This is a genomic window from Sphingosinicella sp. (assembly GCF_041916975.1).
GTDB lineage: Bacteria > Pseudomonadota > Alphaproteobacteria > Sphingomonadales > Sphingomonadaceae > Sphingosinicella.
Window position 1 is genome coordinate 573762 of sequence record NZ_JAYRYK010000001.1, and the last position, 16623, is coordinate 590384.

The following is a 16623-nucleotide window of genomic DNA, read 5'->3' on the forward strand; positions in this document are numbered from 1 at the left end:
AGCTCTTCTCCTGACGCCTCAGGCAGATGCCTTCACCCACACTCGTCCCGAGAACGCAGATCACTCTGCGCCGGACGATGCGAGCCAGCGACCGTTGCCTTTCCGAACGCGGATCTTGATAGAGACCCGATTATTCCCTGCAGGATACGATTATCAAAAAATCAGTTGATATGTCAACACACCTTTGTGCAGCCTGAAATGCCGCTTAGTGTTCGGCATCCGCCTTCATCGTGCGAGAAGCGAGAAGGAAGCAAATGCCCCCCGGCAACAGCGAAGCAAAGGCGCTCACCATCGCTATGCGCAAGCCCATTGCCGAGCCATAGGAGGCACCAAAGCCGTCGCTGAGCAGCCCGGTCAACACAGGTCCACCTCCCAGGCCGATCGAGTTCATCATGAAGTATAGCATCGCGATCGCCGTCGCCCGGCGCTGCGATCCACAAATGATGTGAATGCCGGCAAACATCGATGGGCCGGCGCTGAACAACACGCATCCACCGATCAGCGCAGCAATCACGAATATCGTGAGATTCTGTGTCAGCAACGCGGCGATATAGAAAGGCAAAGCCGCGATCAGCAGTCCTCCGGTCAGCAACGGCACTGCTGTGGGGCTGCGGCGCCCCAGTCTATCGGTGAGATAACCGCCAACCAATGCGCCGACGACCGCGGTCACCGTCGAGATCGTTCCGTAGACGGCACCAGCGCGCGCGAGCGGCAAATCAAAACTGCGTACAAGATGAGACAGGACAAAGATCAGCGCGCCGTAGCTCACGATGCCGAAGAACACGCCGCCTGCGACCTGCCAGCAGAAACTCGGCTTTCGAACAAGCGCCGCGAGTGATGGACCAAGCCGCTCTCGTTCCGGCCGATCTGTAGTTCGGGGCAGCATCTGGCGCGGCTCGCGCAGGATAAAATGGACGACGACCACGATGAGCAGGCTGGCGAGCCCGAACGTCACGAACATGGCACGCCAGCCGTAGTGGCTGGCGATCTGTGTCCCGCCGATCAGTGCCCCCGCATATCCGGCTACACCCGCCATGATGAAGATGCCAAGCGCCCTACCCCGCACCTCCGGCGGGAAATAATCGGCGATCAGGCTTTGCGAAGTCGGCAACGCCCCGGACTCTCCGCCGCCGACTGCGAGGCGAGCGAGAAACATCTGCGCAAAATTCTGGGCCGCGCCGCAGATCGCGGTCATGAGACTCCAGAATGTGATCGAGACCGCGATGATAAGCTTGCGATTGCCGCGATCAGCCAGCCGTGCGATCGGTAACCCCAAGGTCGCGTAGAACAGGGCAAACGCGGCGCCGGTCAGCAACCCCATCTCTGTATCGGTGGCCTGAAATTCGTCTTTGATCGGCTCGATCGCGACGCTCATGATCTGGCGATCGATATTGCTGACTGTCGAGACGAGGAACAATACGGCGAGCATCGTCCAGCGCCGCGTGGGCGAAAATAGCAGCCAGGGTTGTGCGATCGCGGGATCGCTGCTCGTGGGCACGTCTGCCATCAGTTTGGCGCGAAGATTTTGCCAGGATTGAAGATACCGGCAGGATCAAGCGCACGTTTGATCGCACGCATGAGATCGACGCCATCACCGAGCTCGTCGACGAGCGCTGCCTGCTTGCCGAGGCCGATGCCGTGCTCGCCGGTGCAGGTTCCATCCATTGTCAGCGCGCGTGCAACCAGGCGGGCGTTGAACGCCTCCACTTCCGCCCACTCATCGGGCGCGTCTGGATCGAGGGCGAAGCAGACGTGGAAATTGCCATCGCCGACATGCCCGCAAATCGTCGCCGGTACCGAGCAGGTCGAGAGATCGCGTTTCGTCTCCGATATGCATTCGGCGAGACGGCCAATCGGGACACAGACATCGGTCGCCCAGCCCGCCGAACCCGGACGCAGACCAAGCGTGGCATAATAGGCCTCATGCCGTGCCTTCCAGAGCCGCGATCGCTCTTCGGGAAGGGACGACCAGGAAAATGTGCCCCCACCATTGCTGGTGGCGAGCTCTTCAACTGTTGCAACCTGTTCGTCGACAGAGGCCTGCGATCCGTGGAATTCGAAGAACAATGTGGTTTTTTCAGGATAGCCTAGCTTGGACCAACGATTGACCGCGCGCATCTGAGCGTCATCAAGGATCTCGGCGCGTGCCAGTGGCACGCCGAGCTGGATCGCCTGGATCACGGTCGTCGCGGCGCCTTCAAGCGTTTCGAAGCTGCAGACGGCCGACGAGATCACCTCGGGAATCGGGTGAAGGCGAAGCGTCACCTCGGTGATGATCCCGAGCGTGCCTTCCGCGCCGACGAACAACCGCGTCAGATCATAGCCCGCTGCAGACTTTCGCGCGCGGCGGGCGGTGCGGATTTCGCGCCCGTCGGCGGTAACGACACGCAGGCCGAGCACCGCCTCGCGCATCGTACCGTAGCGGACGGCGTTCGTGCCCGAGGCCCGCGTTGATGCCATGCCGCCGATCGTCGCGTCGGCACCGGGATCGACGGGGAAGAACAGCCCCTGATCGCGAAGGTGATTGTTAAGCGCGATCCGGGTCACGCCAGCCTCAACGGTGACATCGAAATCATCTGCATTGATGCTGAGGATGCGATTCATCCGGCTCATGTCGAGAGAAATGCCGCCGGCGATCGGGAGCGCGTTGCCCTCGATCGAGGTACCAGCGCCATAGGCCGTGAGCTTGATATCGTGCGCTGCACATAGGCCGACGACGAAAACGACCTCGTCGGTATTTTCCACGAAAACGACCGCGTCCGGCAGGCACGATGCGAAGTGCGTCTCGCTATGGCCATGCTGTGAGCGGACCGCCTCTGAATAGCTCACGCGCTCGCCCAGTCGGTCATCGAGGGCGGCGCGCGCTGCGGCCGGTAATCTCGGACGCGGCGAAATCTCTCCGACAGTTTTCATTGGGTATTGCTCCAAGGGTGGCGGCGCTTCTCAGGTCATTCTGTTCTTTACGATCTCGCCGGCCCGCATAATCAGATCGAGCTTGTGACCATCAGCAGCGAGCAGTTCGATATCCTTCAACGGATCACCGTCTACCACAATGAGGTCCGCATGGGCCCCTGGACTTACGCAGCCCAACTTTCCTTCCTGCATCAGGATCTCCGCGCCCATCGACGTGGCCTGGCGCAGCATCTCGAGCGGCGTGAAGACTTCGGACCGAAGCGTGAACTCGCGGCATTGCTGGTCATAGGTGGAACCAAGCAGGTCGGTGCCGTAGCCCAGTTTCACGCCGGCATCGCGCATATGCTGGAGACCTTCGATTGCAAAATCCGCGGCGACCTTGAGCTTGGCCATGTTCTCGGCCCCCATTCCGAGCTTCGCGCCGACTTCCATATTGACGAAGATGACCGACATGGTGGGAACGACAAAAGCGCCCCGTTCGGCAACCCACCGTGCGGTCTCGGCATCGATCAAGGTTGCATGTTCGATGCAACGAACGCCGAACTCGACTGATCGGCGAATGGCGCTGACGGGATGGCAATGCGCAGACACATAGGTTCGACGCTCGGCGCATTCGTTGACGATCGCGCGGATTTCGTCTTCTCGAAACTGGTTCATCCACATCGGGTCGCTTGGTGACATCACCCCGCCCGACGCCGTAATCTTGATGCAATGGGCACCGCGGCGCAGTTCCTCGCGCGCAGCCTTTATGCATTCGTCAACGCCGTCGACAACGACACCGCCCCAGTTCATCGATCCGCAGGAACAATAGCCGTGGGTATGATGCTGTTCAGTGGGTGTCCTGTAATCGACATGACCGCCGGTCATCGACAGAACCTTACCGGCGTAAAAGAAGCGCGGCCCCCGGATGAGACCGTCCTGGATCGCGGACGCCAAGGGATAATCGCCGCCGCCAATGTCACGAACGGTGGTGAAGCCGCAATCGAGCGCATGGCCAAGCTTCTTGACCGCATAGGCCGTCCGGTATGGCGCATCGCGGCCGTCGACCACCTTGGCGTTCAAATCGGAGAAATAAGCATGGATGTGAAGATCGATCAGTCCGGGCATCAGTGTCTTGCCGGCGACATTGATCCGCCGAGCATCATCCGCTCTGATCGGGCGCTCGGAGACTTCGCGGATCGTTCCGTTTTCGATCAGCGCCGACATGCCTTCGGCGCAATCCGCAGACACGCCGTCAAATATCCGTGCATTTTCAAGAATGACTCGAGTCACGTTTCCCGCTGCGCCCTTGGCCGATCAGCCCGCTCCAAGGAGAGGCCGTCAGCAATTCTAAGACGCCTCCGATGCCATGAAATCAGTTGACATGTCAACTTGCATCGGTGCGGCGGAGGTCAGCAATGACTTATATGTACGCAGCGCGCACCTATGAATGGGTGAGTCGCCACTCCAGCTGCGTTCTCGTTGAGGGAGGTCGGGAGGACGGTCGATCACTCTTCCCAAAAATGCCCTTGCGCGACCAGTTTGTTCACGCTTTCGACATTCGTCAGGATTTTCCGCAGGCTTTTGAGAAATTGTCGATGCTCTTCGTCATCCAGGACGTTGAGCAGATGTTTTTCACGAGCGAACGTAAAGTGAGCGATCTGCTTGCATTGCGCCTCACCGGCTTCGGTCAATGTCAATATGTTACGGGCAGCATGGTTGGGATCTCGCTCCGAGGCTACCAGACCAAGTTCAACAAGGCGATTCGTTGCGCGGCTGATGGCAGCCTTGTCGATACCCAAATTCTTGGCGAGCTTATTTGCCGTGGTCCACGAAGTTGTACCTAAATGGAAAACGATGCGGGCTTCAGTCACGCTCAATCCCGTTCGCTTACGCAAGGCCGGGGCAGCGCCGGCAATAACGCGATTATACAGGAAACTGACGATCGCGAGCGCATGGGTGCCCAGTTCGTCGTCGGCAGCACTTTTGTGTTTTGCCTTCTTTTCTATTGCTGCCATGTCAACTCCCGGCGTGACATTGATGCTCGATAAAAGCTGATCGCGGCACATATGGTCAAGTGCGCTCCACGCAGTATAAGATCGGCAACGACCAGCCCTATCCAATCATATTCCTGGGCTCTCTGCTCAGGAACAGTCAACGGCACTTTCGAGGTCCGTCTGTTTAAAGTCCTCTCCGACATAAAGCAGCCGACATCCATGTTCCCTGGCGACCTCATACGCGAAGCAGTCACCAAAATTCAGCGCGGCAGGATGAATGCCCTTCCCCCATTGTTCATAGGCCTGGGCAACGCGCCGGGCCGAAGCCGGCGTTAGGCTGACAATCTCGAATCCGAGGCCGTCAATGAGCTGGGCAATCTCTTCACCGACATTGCGCCGCGCGCCGACAATCAACGCCTCTGCGACGGTCCCAGCCGAAATCAGCAGATGCTCTTCAGCTTCGAGGACCGCAGCACATGCGTCTGCCTCCGGCTCATTGAGCATGATCGCCATCAAAGCTGATGTGTCTACCGCGATCATTTGGGCAGACCATCATCACCATAAAGGAAATCCTGGCTCTGCGCAGCGCGGGGACCAGGAGCAGCCCTTTTCGCAGCAGACGCCCGAATGCTATCGAGGAGGGTTCTGCGGGACGTTGCAGTGGAAATCGGCCTGATCGGCACCAATCGCACGACGGCATGCCCGTGGCGCGTCAGTATGACTTCGTCTCCCGCTTCTGCGCGCTTCAGAAGATCGGTAAGCAACCCTTTTGCTTCCGTGACAGATACATGCATCGCGCGCGTCCTAGCATTTGAGACTCTAAAGATCGATTATTTAGACCATTTAATAGTCCATTTCAAGTGCCCGATACCTACCAGTCACCCAGATGGTGGTGCGGCAGCCCACTTCAGTCACCCGGCAGACGAGAATGGACGTCCAAGGGCCCGGTCGCACTAGAAGCTACTTTTGAAAGTCGAAGAAATCCAATCAACTACATGAATGTCAGTTGATGTTGCCATCACTGATACCAAGGCGCTTTTTTGCGCAACTGGTTGGAATTCCGATCAAGAAAACCAGACTGCTTCGAATCATTCGGAGCGATCAACGCAAAGAGTGCTGATCACTCCAGCGCAATAACCTGTCATGTTCATGCGCATTTATGGTGCTTTCAGGTTCCAAACCAAGGCAACGGCACCCCAACCATCATGTTTATGACGATGGCCAGCCGCGCGCTTGCGTCTCTAAGTTACCTCAACGGTCCCGCGGAAGGCCGATTGGGGGCAAGGCAAAGCCCATTTGCCAGCAAATGCGGAGGGGTAACACATGAAAGCGAAAACCGAAGTCGTGAAACGCAAGTATGCGTGGATGCGGAACACCGCCCTCACGGCAATCACAGTGACGACTTTCTACGGATGGTCCGAGGACGTTAAGGCGCAGACGACGGGAGCGGGTGAGGATCAGCTCTCTGGAGAGATCATCGTGACAGCGCGCAAGCGCGAGGAGCGTGCCATTGATGTTCCGGCTTCGCTGAATGTGTTTTCCGGTGAGGCGCTGGAATCCGCCGGTGTGAAATCCCTTGTGGATCTCCAATATCAAACACCGGGACTCAAAGTTGCCGTCGGCGGTAGTTCCGCGCGCATCTCGCTCCGAGGCGTCGGGACGAATATCGGATCAGGCGGCCCATCGGTCGCGGTGCATATGGACGGAATTTACATTCCAGACACGCGCTTTGCGCTTACAGAAACCTTCGACCTCGGACGCATCGAGGTGCTCAAGGGGCCGGAGGGCACACTTTACGGCCGCAACGCGACCGGAGGCGCCATCAATATCATATCGAAGGCCCCAGGCTCCGACTTCGCGGCGGACGGATACATCGGCTACGGAAGCAACAACCTTGTCACCCTGCAAGGCGGCGTCACCGTTCCTCTCGATGATCGCGGGGGCATACGCCTCAGCGGTCTATACGCAAATGATGACGGTTACACCACGAACATCCACCCTGCCGGCGGCGAGATTGATGCTCGTGGCTATCGCGGCATTCGTCTTCGCGGCCAATACGCGCTCACGGAAACCTTGACCGCCGACATCACGGCACAATACTCACATGATAAGAGCACGGTCGGATTTGGCTTCAGCAACAACCCTGACTCCCCGGTTTATGCCAGCATCGCGCCGCAGCGCGAAAGTCCGCGCAGAATCAGCAACGATACCCCGCCGGTATTCGATCAAAAAACCTGGCTTCTCTCGGGAACGCTATCGCTCGACCTGGGTGACGTCACTCTGAAGTCCTTGACCGGATTTCTCGATTATCAGTCTCTGGATATCAGCGACATTGATGGCAGCGGCGGCTTTATCGGGTACACTGTTGCCGATGCCGTCAATCGCTTTTTCTCCCAGGAGTTTCAAATTTCGGGCGGCCACGCAGGGGGCATTACCTGGACCGCCGGCGCCTATTACTCCCGACAGCGGATGTCCGGCAATGGATACGAAATCGATAGCGACTATCCACTCGATGACCCTTATCTCTACACCGATCAGACACTGACGATACGCAGTCGAAGCAAGGCCGTTTTCGGCGAAGTAACCGTGCCTCTCAACGACCGCACATCGTTCCTTGCAGGCGCACGTTACACTGACGAAAAACAGTGGGGCGAAAGCATATTCGATGCCCCGCTCTTCATCCCTGCACCGATTGCAACCGATGCGACGACGAAGGGGGACGCTTTCACACCGAAGCTTCTTGTTGAATTTTTGCCCTATGACGGGGGTAGACTTTACGCAAGCGTAACGCGCGGTTTCAAGAGCGGCGGCGTCAACCTTGCCACCATCGCGGAGACTTACAAGCCAGAACGAATCTGGGCCTATGAGATCGGCACAAAAAACAGCCTGGCGAACGGTCTTGCCGAATTCAGCCTCGCAGGTTTCTATTATGACTACACCGACCTCCAGCTTCGCACGCGCCTCTTTACGCCGACTGGCATTATCACGCGGATTACGAACGCTGCCAAAGCTTCGATCTACGGCATTGAAGCTGCCGCCACGGTCCGCCCGGCCCAGGGTCTGACCCTCGACTTTAACGGTGCCTATCTCGATACTGAATTGAAGAACTACATCTCGCCGGTCACTGATGCTGAAATCTCGGGCCTTCCCATGCCGCTGACACCCAAATGGAGTTTCACGGCAGGCGCCCAATACAAAGCAACTATCGGGAATTCCGGCTCAGTCACTGCACGCGCGGAAGTTACTTACCAGTCCGAGGTCAATTTTCCTCAGTTTACGGACTTCGAACGCGAGCGGCAGGCAGGCTACGCGCTCGTCAACGCAAACCTGCGTTACGACTTCCCGGGTGACCAGGTGTATGTAGCCTTGATTGGTCGAAACCTTACCAATACGCTCTACAAGACCCAGCGGTTCTTCTATGCGGGCTTTGCAGACACCGAGTTCTTCGGCACACCTCGAATTATCGAGGCGCGCGTCGGATTCCTGTTCTAGTACGAAAGACACAAAAATGATCAGGGCGAGACCCTTCAACTATCCGTATGATGGCAACCTCGACCCAGAGAAAACCGCTCTTCTTGTCATCGATCTGCAAATCGATTTTCTTTCTCCGAACGGCTACTTTGCGCGCAAAGGCTACGATCCCGCCCGCTTGCGTACCATCATTCCCACTGTACAACGGCTGGTCCAAGCCGTCCGGGAAGCCGGTTGCCGCATTATTTGGACACGTCAGGGATATCGCGCAGATGTAGCCGATGCCTCACCCTACGATATCTGGCGTGCACAGCGCGCCGGGATAAACCTGGCAGGGGGAAGTCGTGGAGCAATGCTCCGGGATAGCGAAGGTTATGACCTAGTACCCGAATTCCAGCCTGCAAGTGACGATATCATCGTAGATAAGACCGCCAACGGCGCATTCTACCAGACAGACCTGGAAATGATTCTTCGCGCGCAGGGCATCACGCATCTGCTGTTCAGCGGCGTGACAACTGACGTCTGCGTTCACACGACGCTTCGCGAAGCTGTCGATCGCAAGTATCAGTGCCTGCTCGTCGCCGACGCTTGTGCCAGCGGCGATGCCTATGCGCATGATGCTGCGATCCACATGGTTACGGTTGAGGATGGAATCTTCGGCGTTGTTGCAAGTGCAGATGATGTCATCGAGGGCCTTAAATCGCGCATTCAGAAACCTGACAAAGCGGCGTGAACGCGTTCAATTTTATAACCAAGACGACCCACGGCAGCATCCGCAATCAAGTGCCGTCTTGGATAAGATCCAGGGAAGCACCTCGGATGCTTAGAAAGTATTGGCCGGCACGAGCGATAGCTATGCGGCTTGGCGCCAATGGCGCCACGTTTAGCCGCAACTTCAACGATTGTCTCGGTTAGAACGATGACAAAAGCTCTTCAACCAAGCGCATTTCAACGTTTTCTGCTCCCTGGATTCGCCTTCAAGGCAATTGTGATCGGTGGGGGCTATGCAACCGGGCGCGAACTGGCAGAGTTCTTCGTACCAAGCGGCCCATGGGGCGGTGTCGCCGCCATTGCGCTCTCGACAGTTCTTTGGAGTATAGTTTGCGCCATAACATTCGTTTTTGCGTGGCGTGCCCAAGCTTTCGACTATCGTCTATTTTTCAAGGCGATGCTCGGAAAAGGCTGGGTCGTGTTCGAGGTCGCCTACATTCTGCTCGTGGTTCTCGTGCTTTCCGTGTTCGGAGCCGCAGCGGGATCCTTGGGAGCCGCCATGTTCGGCATTGCGCCCACGTGGGGCACCCTTGCATTGATGGTGCTTATTGCTGCATTCGTCGGGCTCGGAAACACAGCTGTAGAGAGGCTATTCAGTTACGTCACCTTCATGATGTACGGCGTTTACGCCATTTTTGCCGTGCTCGCATTGAGCCGTTTCGGTGACGATATTCTTGTGAGCTTCGGGAACTCAATACCTCCCCGACAATGGGTCGAGGGAGGGCTTAAGTACTCGGGATACAACGTGGTCTGCGCCGTGGCTGTACTTGCAGTCCTTCGGCACCTCACAAGCAGCCGAGATGCGCTCATTGCAGGCCTTCTCGCGGGTCCACTGGCCATGCTTCCTGCCCTTATCTTCTTCGTCTGCATGATGGCGTTCTATCCGGGCATCGGGAATGAGGCGCTACCCTCTGACTTTATGCTGAGACGACTAGATGTTCCGGCATTTCATATCCTGTTCCAGATCATGATATTCGCAGCGATTCTGGAGAGTGGCGCCGGGACGGTACACTCGATCAATGAACGTGTGAGCAACGTCTGGTCGTCAAGGCGAGGGACAGAGCTGTCACATGGGGCGCGGTTTGGAGTCGGCATTGTGCTGCTGACCCTCTGCATGTTCATTGCTGATCGCTTTGGGCTCGTCACTCTCATTTCCGAAGGCTACGGCGCACTCTCATATGCCTTTCTCGCGATTTACGTTCTCCCTGTTCTGACGATTGGGCTTTGGCGGATATTGAGGTCCCCTCACCTCTCCGATCAGGTCTCAATCGAAAGATAGCGAGTCTCAACTGCGCTTCACGGCGATCTTATGGGCGAATTTCGATTGGGCGTCTGACGGGGCGGCCGGGCATTGCGCTTCGGTCGAGTTGGCCGTCGATAATGACGGGCGTTCCTGCAACGATCACCCATCGCATCCCGATTGAGGGCTGGGCAGGTGCCGCAAACGTCGCCTTGTCGGAGATCACGTTCGGATCAAATACAATAACGTCCGCATCAGCGCCGGGACGAATCCGGCCTTTGCGCACCATTTGGGGAACGCTGGGTTCGAGAATGCGCGCCGGAACCAATGTTATCCTCCTTATGGCTTCCGGTAGACTCACCAACTTTCGTTCCCGGCTGTATTCGCGAATGAAGCGCGAGAAAGTCCCCGCACTGCGCGGATGAGAGAAGGCATTCTCCGGCATCGGCCAAATATCGCCTGAGACAATGCGCCCATCGACCATCCAAGGCATCGCGTCCGATGCGACCGCACCGCCGGGATAAAGGACCGCGAGATCGAGCATACGCTGGTCATCGGCCGAGTTATCAGGTCGCAGGTATTTGTAGACAATGATCGCTCCAGGATCAGTACTCTGAAGATGCTTGAAACTTGCCTCATCGAGTCTCTTTCCGGCATGCTCGAAATCCTCGTAGCGTACGCCCCCCAGCCGCTTTTGCCAGTCAGGTCCCCGAAACATCGCAGCGCCCACCACGGTTGAGGCGGCAGAGTACGGATAGGCTTCCACCGTCAGTGGAACTGCACGCTCTTGTGCCCCCCTCACGAGTTCGACGATTTTAGGCACATCGCGCAACGCGGTACTGTTGAAGTGGCTTATATGCATATGGGCGCCTGTTGATGCCGCAACGGCCACCATTTCTTCGTAGGCCTCGAAGGAGCTGTGAGGCTCTTCAGTGCTGGCAAAGCGTACATGCGTGAAAGTGGGAACGTTGTGGGCAGCGGCAAGCTTGTTCAACATGTAATATTCCCTGCGGCCGCTGGGTGGTGAATAGCCCACATTAAAGCCAATACCGAGCGCGCCTTGCCCGATCGCCTCCTCCATAAGTGCCGACATACTGCTGATCTCTTTTTCACTGGCGATTCTGCTCGACCAGTTCGGAAGGTGGGCAGCATCCTGAAAGGCTTTTATGGAGGGCACCAGCTTGGCGCCGTCCATCACCGCCTGCCGGGCCTGAACCCAGGAAGCGGACGCGCCAAAATTTATCGGACGTCCCTCGTGGGCCGTCTCTTCGTAATATCGGTCGATCGGCAACATGCCGAGCTCAAGTTCCAGAGCCGTTGTTACGCCGTCGAAAGCCTGCATGCGGGCGCCGGGCAACTGCTGGGCGTGGGAATGTATATCGATGAAACCCGGCGCCACCACCAATCCCGTGCCGTCGATCGAACGCTTGCCCTTGATGGCAGCCGTCGTCACTGCAACGATCGAACCGTTATGGATCGCGACGTTCCGCTCGGCATCAAGTCCGCTTTCAGGATCGATAACGCGACCATGCAAGATAACGAGATCATACGACATATCCTGCTCGGCCGGACCGCTTCCCGTTGTCGCCACGACGATAGATAACAGGCTTACATAACGTAGTATTCTTTTCGTCGTCATTGTTTCAATTCCCTACCATGCAGTCCTTGGGAGTCTTGACGAGGAAGGAGTCTACCCACCTGCACCCCGATCAGGCGGGGCGCGAGCCTTGCCCGGAGAGTACGTACATCAACGCATTTCCCCTAAGGCTCTTCGCAATTTGGCCTCCGGGAATTGTCACCTGATAACAGCGAAAAGCGCAATCCGCGGCTGAGATAGGCAGGGATAACCGACATATGTCCCTCACCAGAGAACTCGTCCAGACGTACGCACAGCGCAGCATCGTCTACGGTGTCCAGTGTATCTGCGATTGCATTGGCACCATCGACCATGGATGCGTTGCGAACGAAGCCATGGTTATATGCCGATAGTTCGTCAGCATCCTTCGGTGTTGTGGATGCACGGATCGCGCGGTCTTCGAATGGCTCGACGGACTGCTCAAGAAGTCCAACAGTTACGAGGAGCCTTCGCTTACTTCGGCCGTCGGTATCCTGAATGATACCTCGAGCCTTGCGGAGGAGCAGGCGATTACTCCACCAAACAGAAGGGCTTGCCGCCACATATGTGTTGAAAGCATCCGGTGCGGAAAACAAAGTATCGAGGACAAAAAGTCCCCCGAATGAGTGACCGAACAAGGCTTGGCGATTTCGATCAATCGCAACGCGTCTTTCCACCTCAGGCTTAACAGATTCCACGAGGAATTTACGAAAATGTTCGGCGCCTCCGGTGGGACCGTAGGGCGGATCAAAGCGGCTTGCCGGCAGACTGCTCCTATCAGTATCGGATGGCGTCAAATCGAATGTTCGCGCCAATGTATCGGGTTTCGGATACCCAACACCGACAATCACGGCCGGACCAAGCGAGAACGCCTGTGCCCGAGCGGTATCTACCAAGGTCGCGAACGCCGTGTCGGGGTCGAGCACATAAATGACAGGAAAGCCTGTTTCCGGCTTTTTGGCGAACGGAAAGGCAATGGAGACACGATAGATCTGTCCGCGCTCGGATTTCAAATCAAACTGCTGCACATTTTCGAGCGTATACGGCTCGCTTTGACCTACATCAGCTGCCGCGTGCGCCTGTCCAGAAAATACAAGGCAGAGGACAATCCCTGTGGCACGAAGGCCGTGCATCTTCCGCAGCAGCAGCATCAGTGCCTATCGATCTTCTGGAAATCCGGTATGCATCTATGCGACCGAGGGAGGGAACATTGCATCTCCCAATCGATACGTGACAATGACTGTCCAACTGTCGAGGCCAGACCTTCCCAGGCTCGCTCTCTCGAGTTCGAATTTTGCACTGTATCGTCTCCCTCCCCGACGCCAATGACGCACTCTTGAGGGATACGGCGTGTTTTCAAAATTGCCCACCGTCACGAATGTGACGGGGGGAGCCTGGGTGCGGGAAGCACAGATATGAGAGCTAAATCAATCCGACAGGCTTCTCAGGAAGCGATTGAAAAGCTGTGCCTGAGAGTGAACCTTTAGCTTGGCATAAACATGGCGTTTATGATTTGCGACAGTTCCATTGTCGATGTTGAGGAGTGTAGCCATCGATTTTACCGAATGACCTTTTAGCATAAGCTCGACTGTATCGACCTCCCGGGGTGTGAGAACCCCTGACTCCATGGCCATGACTTGCGCTCTTAAATCAAATTGTGCGGTCGCAGACGCTTGCGAACCCGACGGTTGTGTCAACAAGCGAAAATGGGTTTTAACGTAAGCAGAAACCGCGGGCTCAAGCAGTTTCAGCACGGCAGAATCTCTTGGCGAAAATTCGTTGCCGCCCCCTTCTCTCTCCACAAAAATGTGAACTGATCGTCGCTCGTCAGGCATAACGATATAACGAAATTCATCGATCACATTCGTGAACTTGTAGAATCTTCGATAATACTCAGACTTAGGAAATGCCTCAGGCATAATATCGCGCATACGATAGAGCCCACAACCCTTCTGGGTCGTCACTTGATAGAAGGGATCCAGTGTGTAAAGGCCTCGGATATAGTCGGCCATGCTATGGCGCATCTCGATCACGCCATGGTTGGAATAAAGCACCTGAGGCTCTGTCCCGAGTTCGAATACATAAACGATGAAATTCGTATATGGACAAAGAGCCTGCAACTCTCTGTCTAATATGTTAAGTCCGTTTGGCGTATCTACGGCTGAGAGAAGGCGCGAAACGGAAGTAGCCGCGGCGCCGACAAGACCTTCCCAAGCACTCACAATATTATGGGAGTCGATCAACTCGCCATCGCCAACGCTTGTGCCCTCACCTGTCATATCCATGACATAGCTTGCCAGCGAGAACTCGGCTAGTGTCCGCGACGTCAGGCTTGCATTGTGTCTCGACGCTGCGGCCGCTTCCGAGCCGAAGGGCTTTTCCTATGGCAATCAAAACATTTTACCTCGCTTTCGTCCGCGTTTTCCTGGGGCTATTAATATTAGCGCCTATGCTGGTCGCATCGGCAGCGAGTTCCTCCGCCGAAAACTTGCGCGCTACGACCTCGCGCCTGCTTGCATTCGGCGTACGCATTCAAGCCCCGACTTCCTGGCGCGTTATTGACAGGGCAGTTGCGACGATTGAAGCGCCTGAGGGAGATACGGTCGTCACCATCACGCAGACAACCTCCCGTTCGGCGATCGAGGCACTTAGAAGCGCAGCGACAAAATTGCCTCCTGTAACAGCTCGCGCGATAGCGACAGTTATTCCTCTGCCACCCAAAGGCGGGTGGATAGGGCGAACAGAATTCACATTTTCCCTATCTCCCGCCGAACGACGCACCGCAAAAGCGATCGTCTTTCAAGGCGCGCGATCGTGGACCATCGTGGTTTTGGACGGCTCGGACGCAACGATTAGCAAAAGAAGTGCGGAAATCGATGAAATACTCGATGGCCTTCAAACAGCGGACTATCAGGAAGAGAATCTGGCTGGGATTAAGGCCCACCCTTTTAAAGCCGCTCGAGTCCACATGCTCAAGGCTTTCGTCAAGGAAGCAATGGTCGCGCTGGATGTACCCGGCGTTGCGCTCTCTGTCATAAGCGACGGCAAAATCGTTTTTGAAGGCGGGCTTGGTGTCGAGAGCATTGAAACAAAGCAACCCGTAGACGCCGATACGCTCTTCATGATCGCATCGAATACTAAGCCGCTTACCACCCTCATGCTTGCGTCACTGGTAGCGACAGGCGATCTCGCCTGGGATGAGCCGGTTGTTGATATATTGCCGTCGTTCAGGCTAGGCGACGAGGCCACGACCAAACGCGTTCTCGTAAGGCATCTTGTCTGCGCCTGCACGGGCCTTCCACGTAAGGATTACGGCTGGATATTCAAAGGCGGTCCGGACACGCCGGCGACAGATACGTTCTCTCAGCTTGCAAACACCAAGCCGACGAGCGACTTTGGCAAGGTCTTTCAATACAGCAACCTGATGGCTTCCGCCGGCGGCTATATCGGTGGCCACAGACTGTACCCGGACCTGGAATTCGGCGCCGCATACGACAGAGCCATGCAAGAGCGCGTATTCGCCCCCCTTGGCATGACGAGCACGACATTTTCAACAGAACGCGCGCTGGCTTCGAAGCATGCAAGTCCACATGGATTGGATGCCGAAGGACACTCCGCCGTTTCAAGCCTCGGGCTGAACACAGCAATTACGCCCTATCGTCCGGCTGGCGGCGCGTGGTCTAACGTTCGCGATATGACGCGATACGTCCTGGCTGAACTTTCTCTGGGCAAAGCGTATGATGGTCGTCAGGTTATTGCTGCTGATGCGGTCAAAGCCCGCAGGGATCGCATCGTCCCCAGCGGCAGGGGCATGTGGTACGGAATCGGGCTCGAGGAGATCGATGTTTCCGGCATTGCCGTTTACAATCACGGCGGCAGCCTGCCGGGCTATACATCCAATATATTTTTCATTCCCTCTGCGAATGTAGGCGCTGTTATTCTCACGAACTCCTCTTCGGGAGGCTTACTGCTAGAACCAACCATGCGTCGGCTTATTGAGTTGCTCTATGATAGCCGACCAGAAGCAGCGGCAGAGATTGCCAGCGCTGCAACGAAATTAAAATCTCGGCACAGCAGTCATCAGTCCATCACTGTTCCAGCGGACCCAAATCTGGCAGGGCTCCTTGCTCAGCGATACGAAAACGCTGATCTTGGATCCATTAATGTCGTTCGCAGAGAGGGTAAAACGATATTTGATTTTGGAGCCTGGTCATCTGAGGTCGGCACAAAAAAGAACCCCGATGGAACCATCCTATTTAAAACTATAGACCCAGGCGTGGATCGCTTCGATTTCATTCTACACGCGACAGAATCAATTAAAACACTTTCAATATTCGAAGGGCAACATCAGTATAAATATATGCAAAAGCCATAATCATAATCTAAATTAGAAAAATGACCATTAGTCATAAAAATGGTTATAATTTAGAAATTTATTATTACATTTTATTTATGAAATTCTGTAATTATAAAATAACATTTCTTAAATTTACAAACGGCAAGTCGGCATACCTCACGTGATATGACAACGACGCAACCGCTTCGCACACGAATGGACAAATGTGGACGCTTATGGACATCGAGCCCGGTCGGACTCGAAGTTAGAATTTATCTGATTGATTTTAAACGACAACCTT

The 16623-nt window shown here is 55.9% G+C and carries 13 protein-coding genes; 4 read left to right on the forward strand and 9 right to left on the reverse strand.

Going from position 1 to position 16623, the window contains the following annotated elements; genetic code table 11:
* Positions 1–205: 205 nt before the first annotated feature.
* The 6 genes from ACE3TJ_RS02750 to ACE3TJ_RS02775 all read right to left on the reverse strand — a co-directional run bounded on the left by ACE3TJ_RS02750 (position 206) and on the right by ACE3TJ_RS02775 (position 5683).
* Positions 206–1507 carry a spinster family MFS transporter gene (locus ACE3TJ_RS02750; RefSeq protein ID WP_374593614.1) on the reverse strand — a complete coding sequence of 434 codons (1302 nt, stop codon included), beginning with the start codon at positions 1505–1507 and terminating at the stop codon, positions 206–208.
* On the reverse strand, positions 1507–2913 hold the full coding sequence (locus ACE3TJ_RS02755; protein ID WP_374593616.1) for an FAD-binding oxidoreductase: 1407 nt from the start codon (positions 2911–2913) through the stop codon (positions 1507–1509). The genes ACE3TJ_RS02750 and ACE3TJ_RS02755 overlap by 1 nt, the downstream gene beginning before the upstream one ends.
* 30 nt (positions 2914–2943) lie before the next feature.
* Positions 2944–4119 (reverse strand): amidohydrolase family protein, encoded by a 1176-nt coding sequence (locus ACE3TJ_RS02760; RefSeq protein WP_374593618.1) that lies wholly within the window; start codon positions 4117–4119, stop codon positions 2944–2946.
* A gap of 281 nt (positions 4120–4400) precedes the next feature.
* Positions 4401–4961 (reverse strand): MarR family winged helix-turn-helix transcriptional regulator, encoded by a 561-nt coding sequence (locus ACE3TJ_RS02765; protein WP_374593620.1) that lies wholly within the window; start codon positions 4959–4961, stop codon positions 4401–4403.
* Between the two features lie 75 nt (positions 4962–5036).
* Positions 5037–5429 carry a type II toxin-antitoxin system VapC family toxin gene (locus tag ACE3TJ_RS02770; RefSeq protein ID WP_374593622.1) on the reverse strand — a complete coding sequence of 131 codons (393 nt, stop codon included), beginning with the start codon at positions 5427–5429 and terminating at the stop codon, positions 5037–5039.
* Positions 5426–5683 (reverse strand): type II toxin-antitoxin system Phd/YefM family antitoxin, encoded by a 258-nt coding sequence (locus ACE3TJ_RS02775; protein ID WP_374593624.1) that lies wholly within the window; start codon positions 5681–5683, stop codon positions 5426–5428. Before ACE3TJ_RS02775 ends, ACE3TJ_RS02770 begins: the two co-directional genes overlap by 4 nt.
* A gap of 529 nt (positions 5684–6212) precedes the next feature.
* Between ACE3TJ_RS02775 and ACE3TJ_RS02780 the strand changes: the two genes are divergently transcribed.
* The 3 genes from ACE3TJ_RS02780 (at position 6213) to ACE3TJ_RS02790 (ending at position 10410) form a co-directional block, all read left to right on the forward strand.
* Entirely contained in the window at positions 6213–8381 is a 2169-nt protein-coding gene (locus tag ACE3TJ_RS02780; RefSeq protein WP_374593626.1) for a TonB-dependent receptor, read from the forward strand.
* A 16-nt stretch (positions 8382–8397) separates the two neighbouring features.
* Positions 8398–9093, forward strand: a complete 696-nt coding sequence (locus ACE3TJ_RS02785; protein ID WP_374593628.1) for a cysteine hydrolase family protein — start codon at positions 8398–8400, stop codon at positions 9091–9093.
* A gap of 186 nt (positions 9094–9279) precedes the next feature.
* Positions 9280–10410 (forward strand): hypothetical protein, encoded by a 1131-nt coding sequence (locus ACE3TJ_RS02790; RefSeq protein WP_374593630.1) that lies wholly within the window; start codon positions 9280–9282, stop codon positions 10408–10410.
* A 28-nt stretch (positions 10411–10438) separates the two neighbouring features.
* Here ACE3TJ_RS02790 and ACE3TJ_RS02795 read toward each other — a convergent pair whose 3' ends face one another.
* The 3 genes from ACE3TJ_RS02795 to ACE3TJ_RS02805 form a co-directional block, all read right to left on the reverse strand.
* Positions 10439–12010 carry an amidohydrolase family protein gene (locus tag ACE3TJ_RS02795; RefSeq protein WP_374593632.1) on the reverse strand — a complete coding sequence of 524 codons (1572 nt, stop codon included), beginning with the start codon at positions 12008–12010 and terminating at the stop codon, positions 10439–10441.
* A gap of 122 nt (positions 12011–12132) precedes the next feature.
* The gene (locus tag ACE3TJ_RS02800; RefSeq protein WP_374593634.1) at positions 12133–13137 is read right to left on the reverse strand and encodes an alpha/beta hydrolase; all 1005 of its coding nucleotides are present in this window, start codon (positions 13135–13137) and stop codon (positions 12133–12135) included.
* 276 nt (positions 13138–13413) lie between these two features.
* On the reverse strand, positions 13414–14271 hold the full coding sequence (locus ACE3TJ_RS02805; RefSeq protein WP_374593636.1) for a helix-turn-helix transcriptional regulator: 858 nt from the start codon (positions 14269–14271) through the stop codon (positions 13414–13416).
* Between the two features lie 98 nt (positions 14272–14369).
* On the opposite strand from ACE3TJ_RS02805, the gene ACE3TJ_RS02810 reads away from it, so the two are divergent.
* Positions 14370–16361 (forward strand): serine hydrolase domain-containing protein, encoded by a 1992-nt coding sequence (locus ACE3TJ_RS02810; protein WP_374593638.1) that lies wholly within the window; start codon positions 14370–14372, stop codon positions 16359–16361.
* Positions 16362–16623 lie beyond the last annotated feature (262 nt).

Bases quoted from the DNA above. Each gene is read 5' to 3' on its own strand.
- ACE3TJ_RS02750 (WP_374593614.1), bottom strand. From the start codon at position 1,507: ATGGCAGACGTGCCCACGAGCAGCGATCCCGCGATCGCACAACCCTGG.
- ACE3TJ_RS02755 (WP_374593616.1), bottom strand. From the start codon at position 2,913: ATGAAAACTGTCGGAGAGATTTCGCCGCGTCCGAGATTACCGGCCGCA.
- ACE3TJ_RS02760 (WP_374593618.1), bottom strand. From the start codon at position 4,119: ATGTCGGCGCTGATCGAAAACGGAACGATCCGCGAAGTCTCCGAGCGC.
- ACE3TJ_RS02765 (WP_374593620.1), bottom strand. From the start codon at position 4,961: ATGTGCCGCGATCAGCTTTTATCGAGCATCAATGTCACGCCGGGAGTT.
- ACE3TJ_RS02770 (WP_374593622.1), bottom strand. From the start codon at position 5,429: ATGATCGCGGTAGACACATCAGCTTTGATGGCGATCATGCTCAATGAG.
- ACE3TJ_RS02775 (WP_374593624.1), bottom strand. From the start codon at position 5,683: ATGCATGTATCTGTCACGGAAGCAAAAGGGTTGCTTACCGATCTTCTG.
- ACE3TJ_RS02780 (WP_374593626.1), top strand. From the start codon at position 6,213: ATGAAAGCGAAAACCGAAGTCGTGAAACGCAAGTATGCGTGGATGCGG.
- ACE3TJ_RS02785 (WP_374593628.1), top strand. From the start codon at position 8,398: ATGATCAGGGCGAGACCCTTCAACTATCCGTATGATGGCAACCTCGAC.
- ACE3TJ_RS02790 (WP_374593630.1), top strand. From the start codon at position 9,280: ATGACAAAAGCTCTTCAACCAAGCGCATTTCAACGTTTTCTGCTCCCT.
- ACE3TJ_RS02795 (WP_374593632.1), bottom strand. From the start codon at position 12,010: ATGACGACGAAAAGAATACTACGTTATGTAAGCCTGTTATCTATCGTC.
- ACE3TJ_RS02800 (WP_374593634.1), bottom strand. From the start codon at position 13,137: ATGCTGCTGCTGCGGAAGATGCACGGCCTTCGTGCCACAGGGATTGTC.
- ACE3TJ_RS02805 (WP_374593636.1), bottom strand. From the start codon at position 14,271: ATGGATATGACAGGTGAGGGCACAAGCGTTGGCGATGGCGAGTTGATC.
- ACE3TJ_RS02810 (WP_374593638.1), top strand. From the start codon at position 14,370: ATGGCAATCAAAACATTTTACCTCGCTTTCGTCCGCGTTTTCCTGGGG.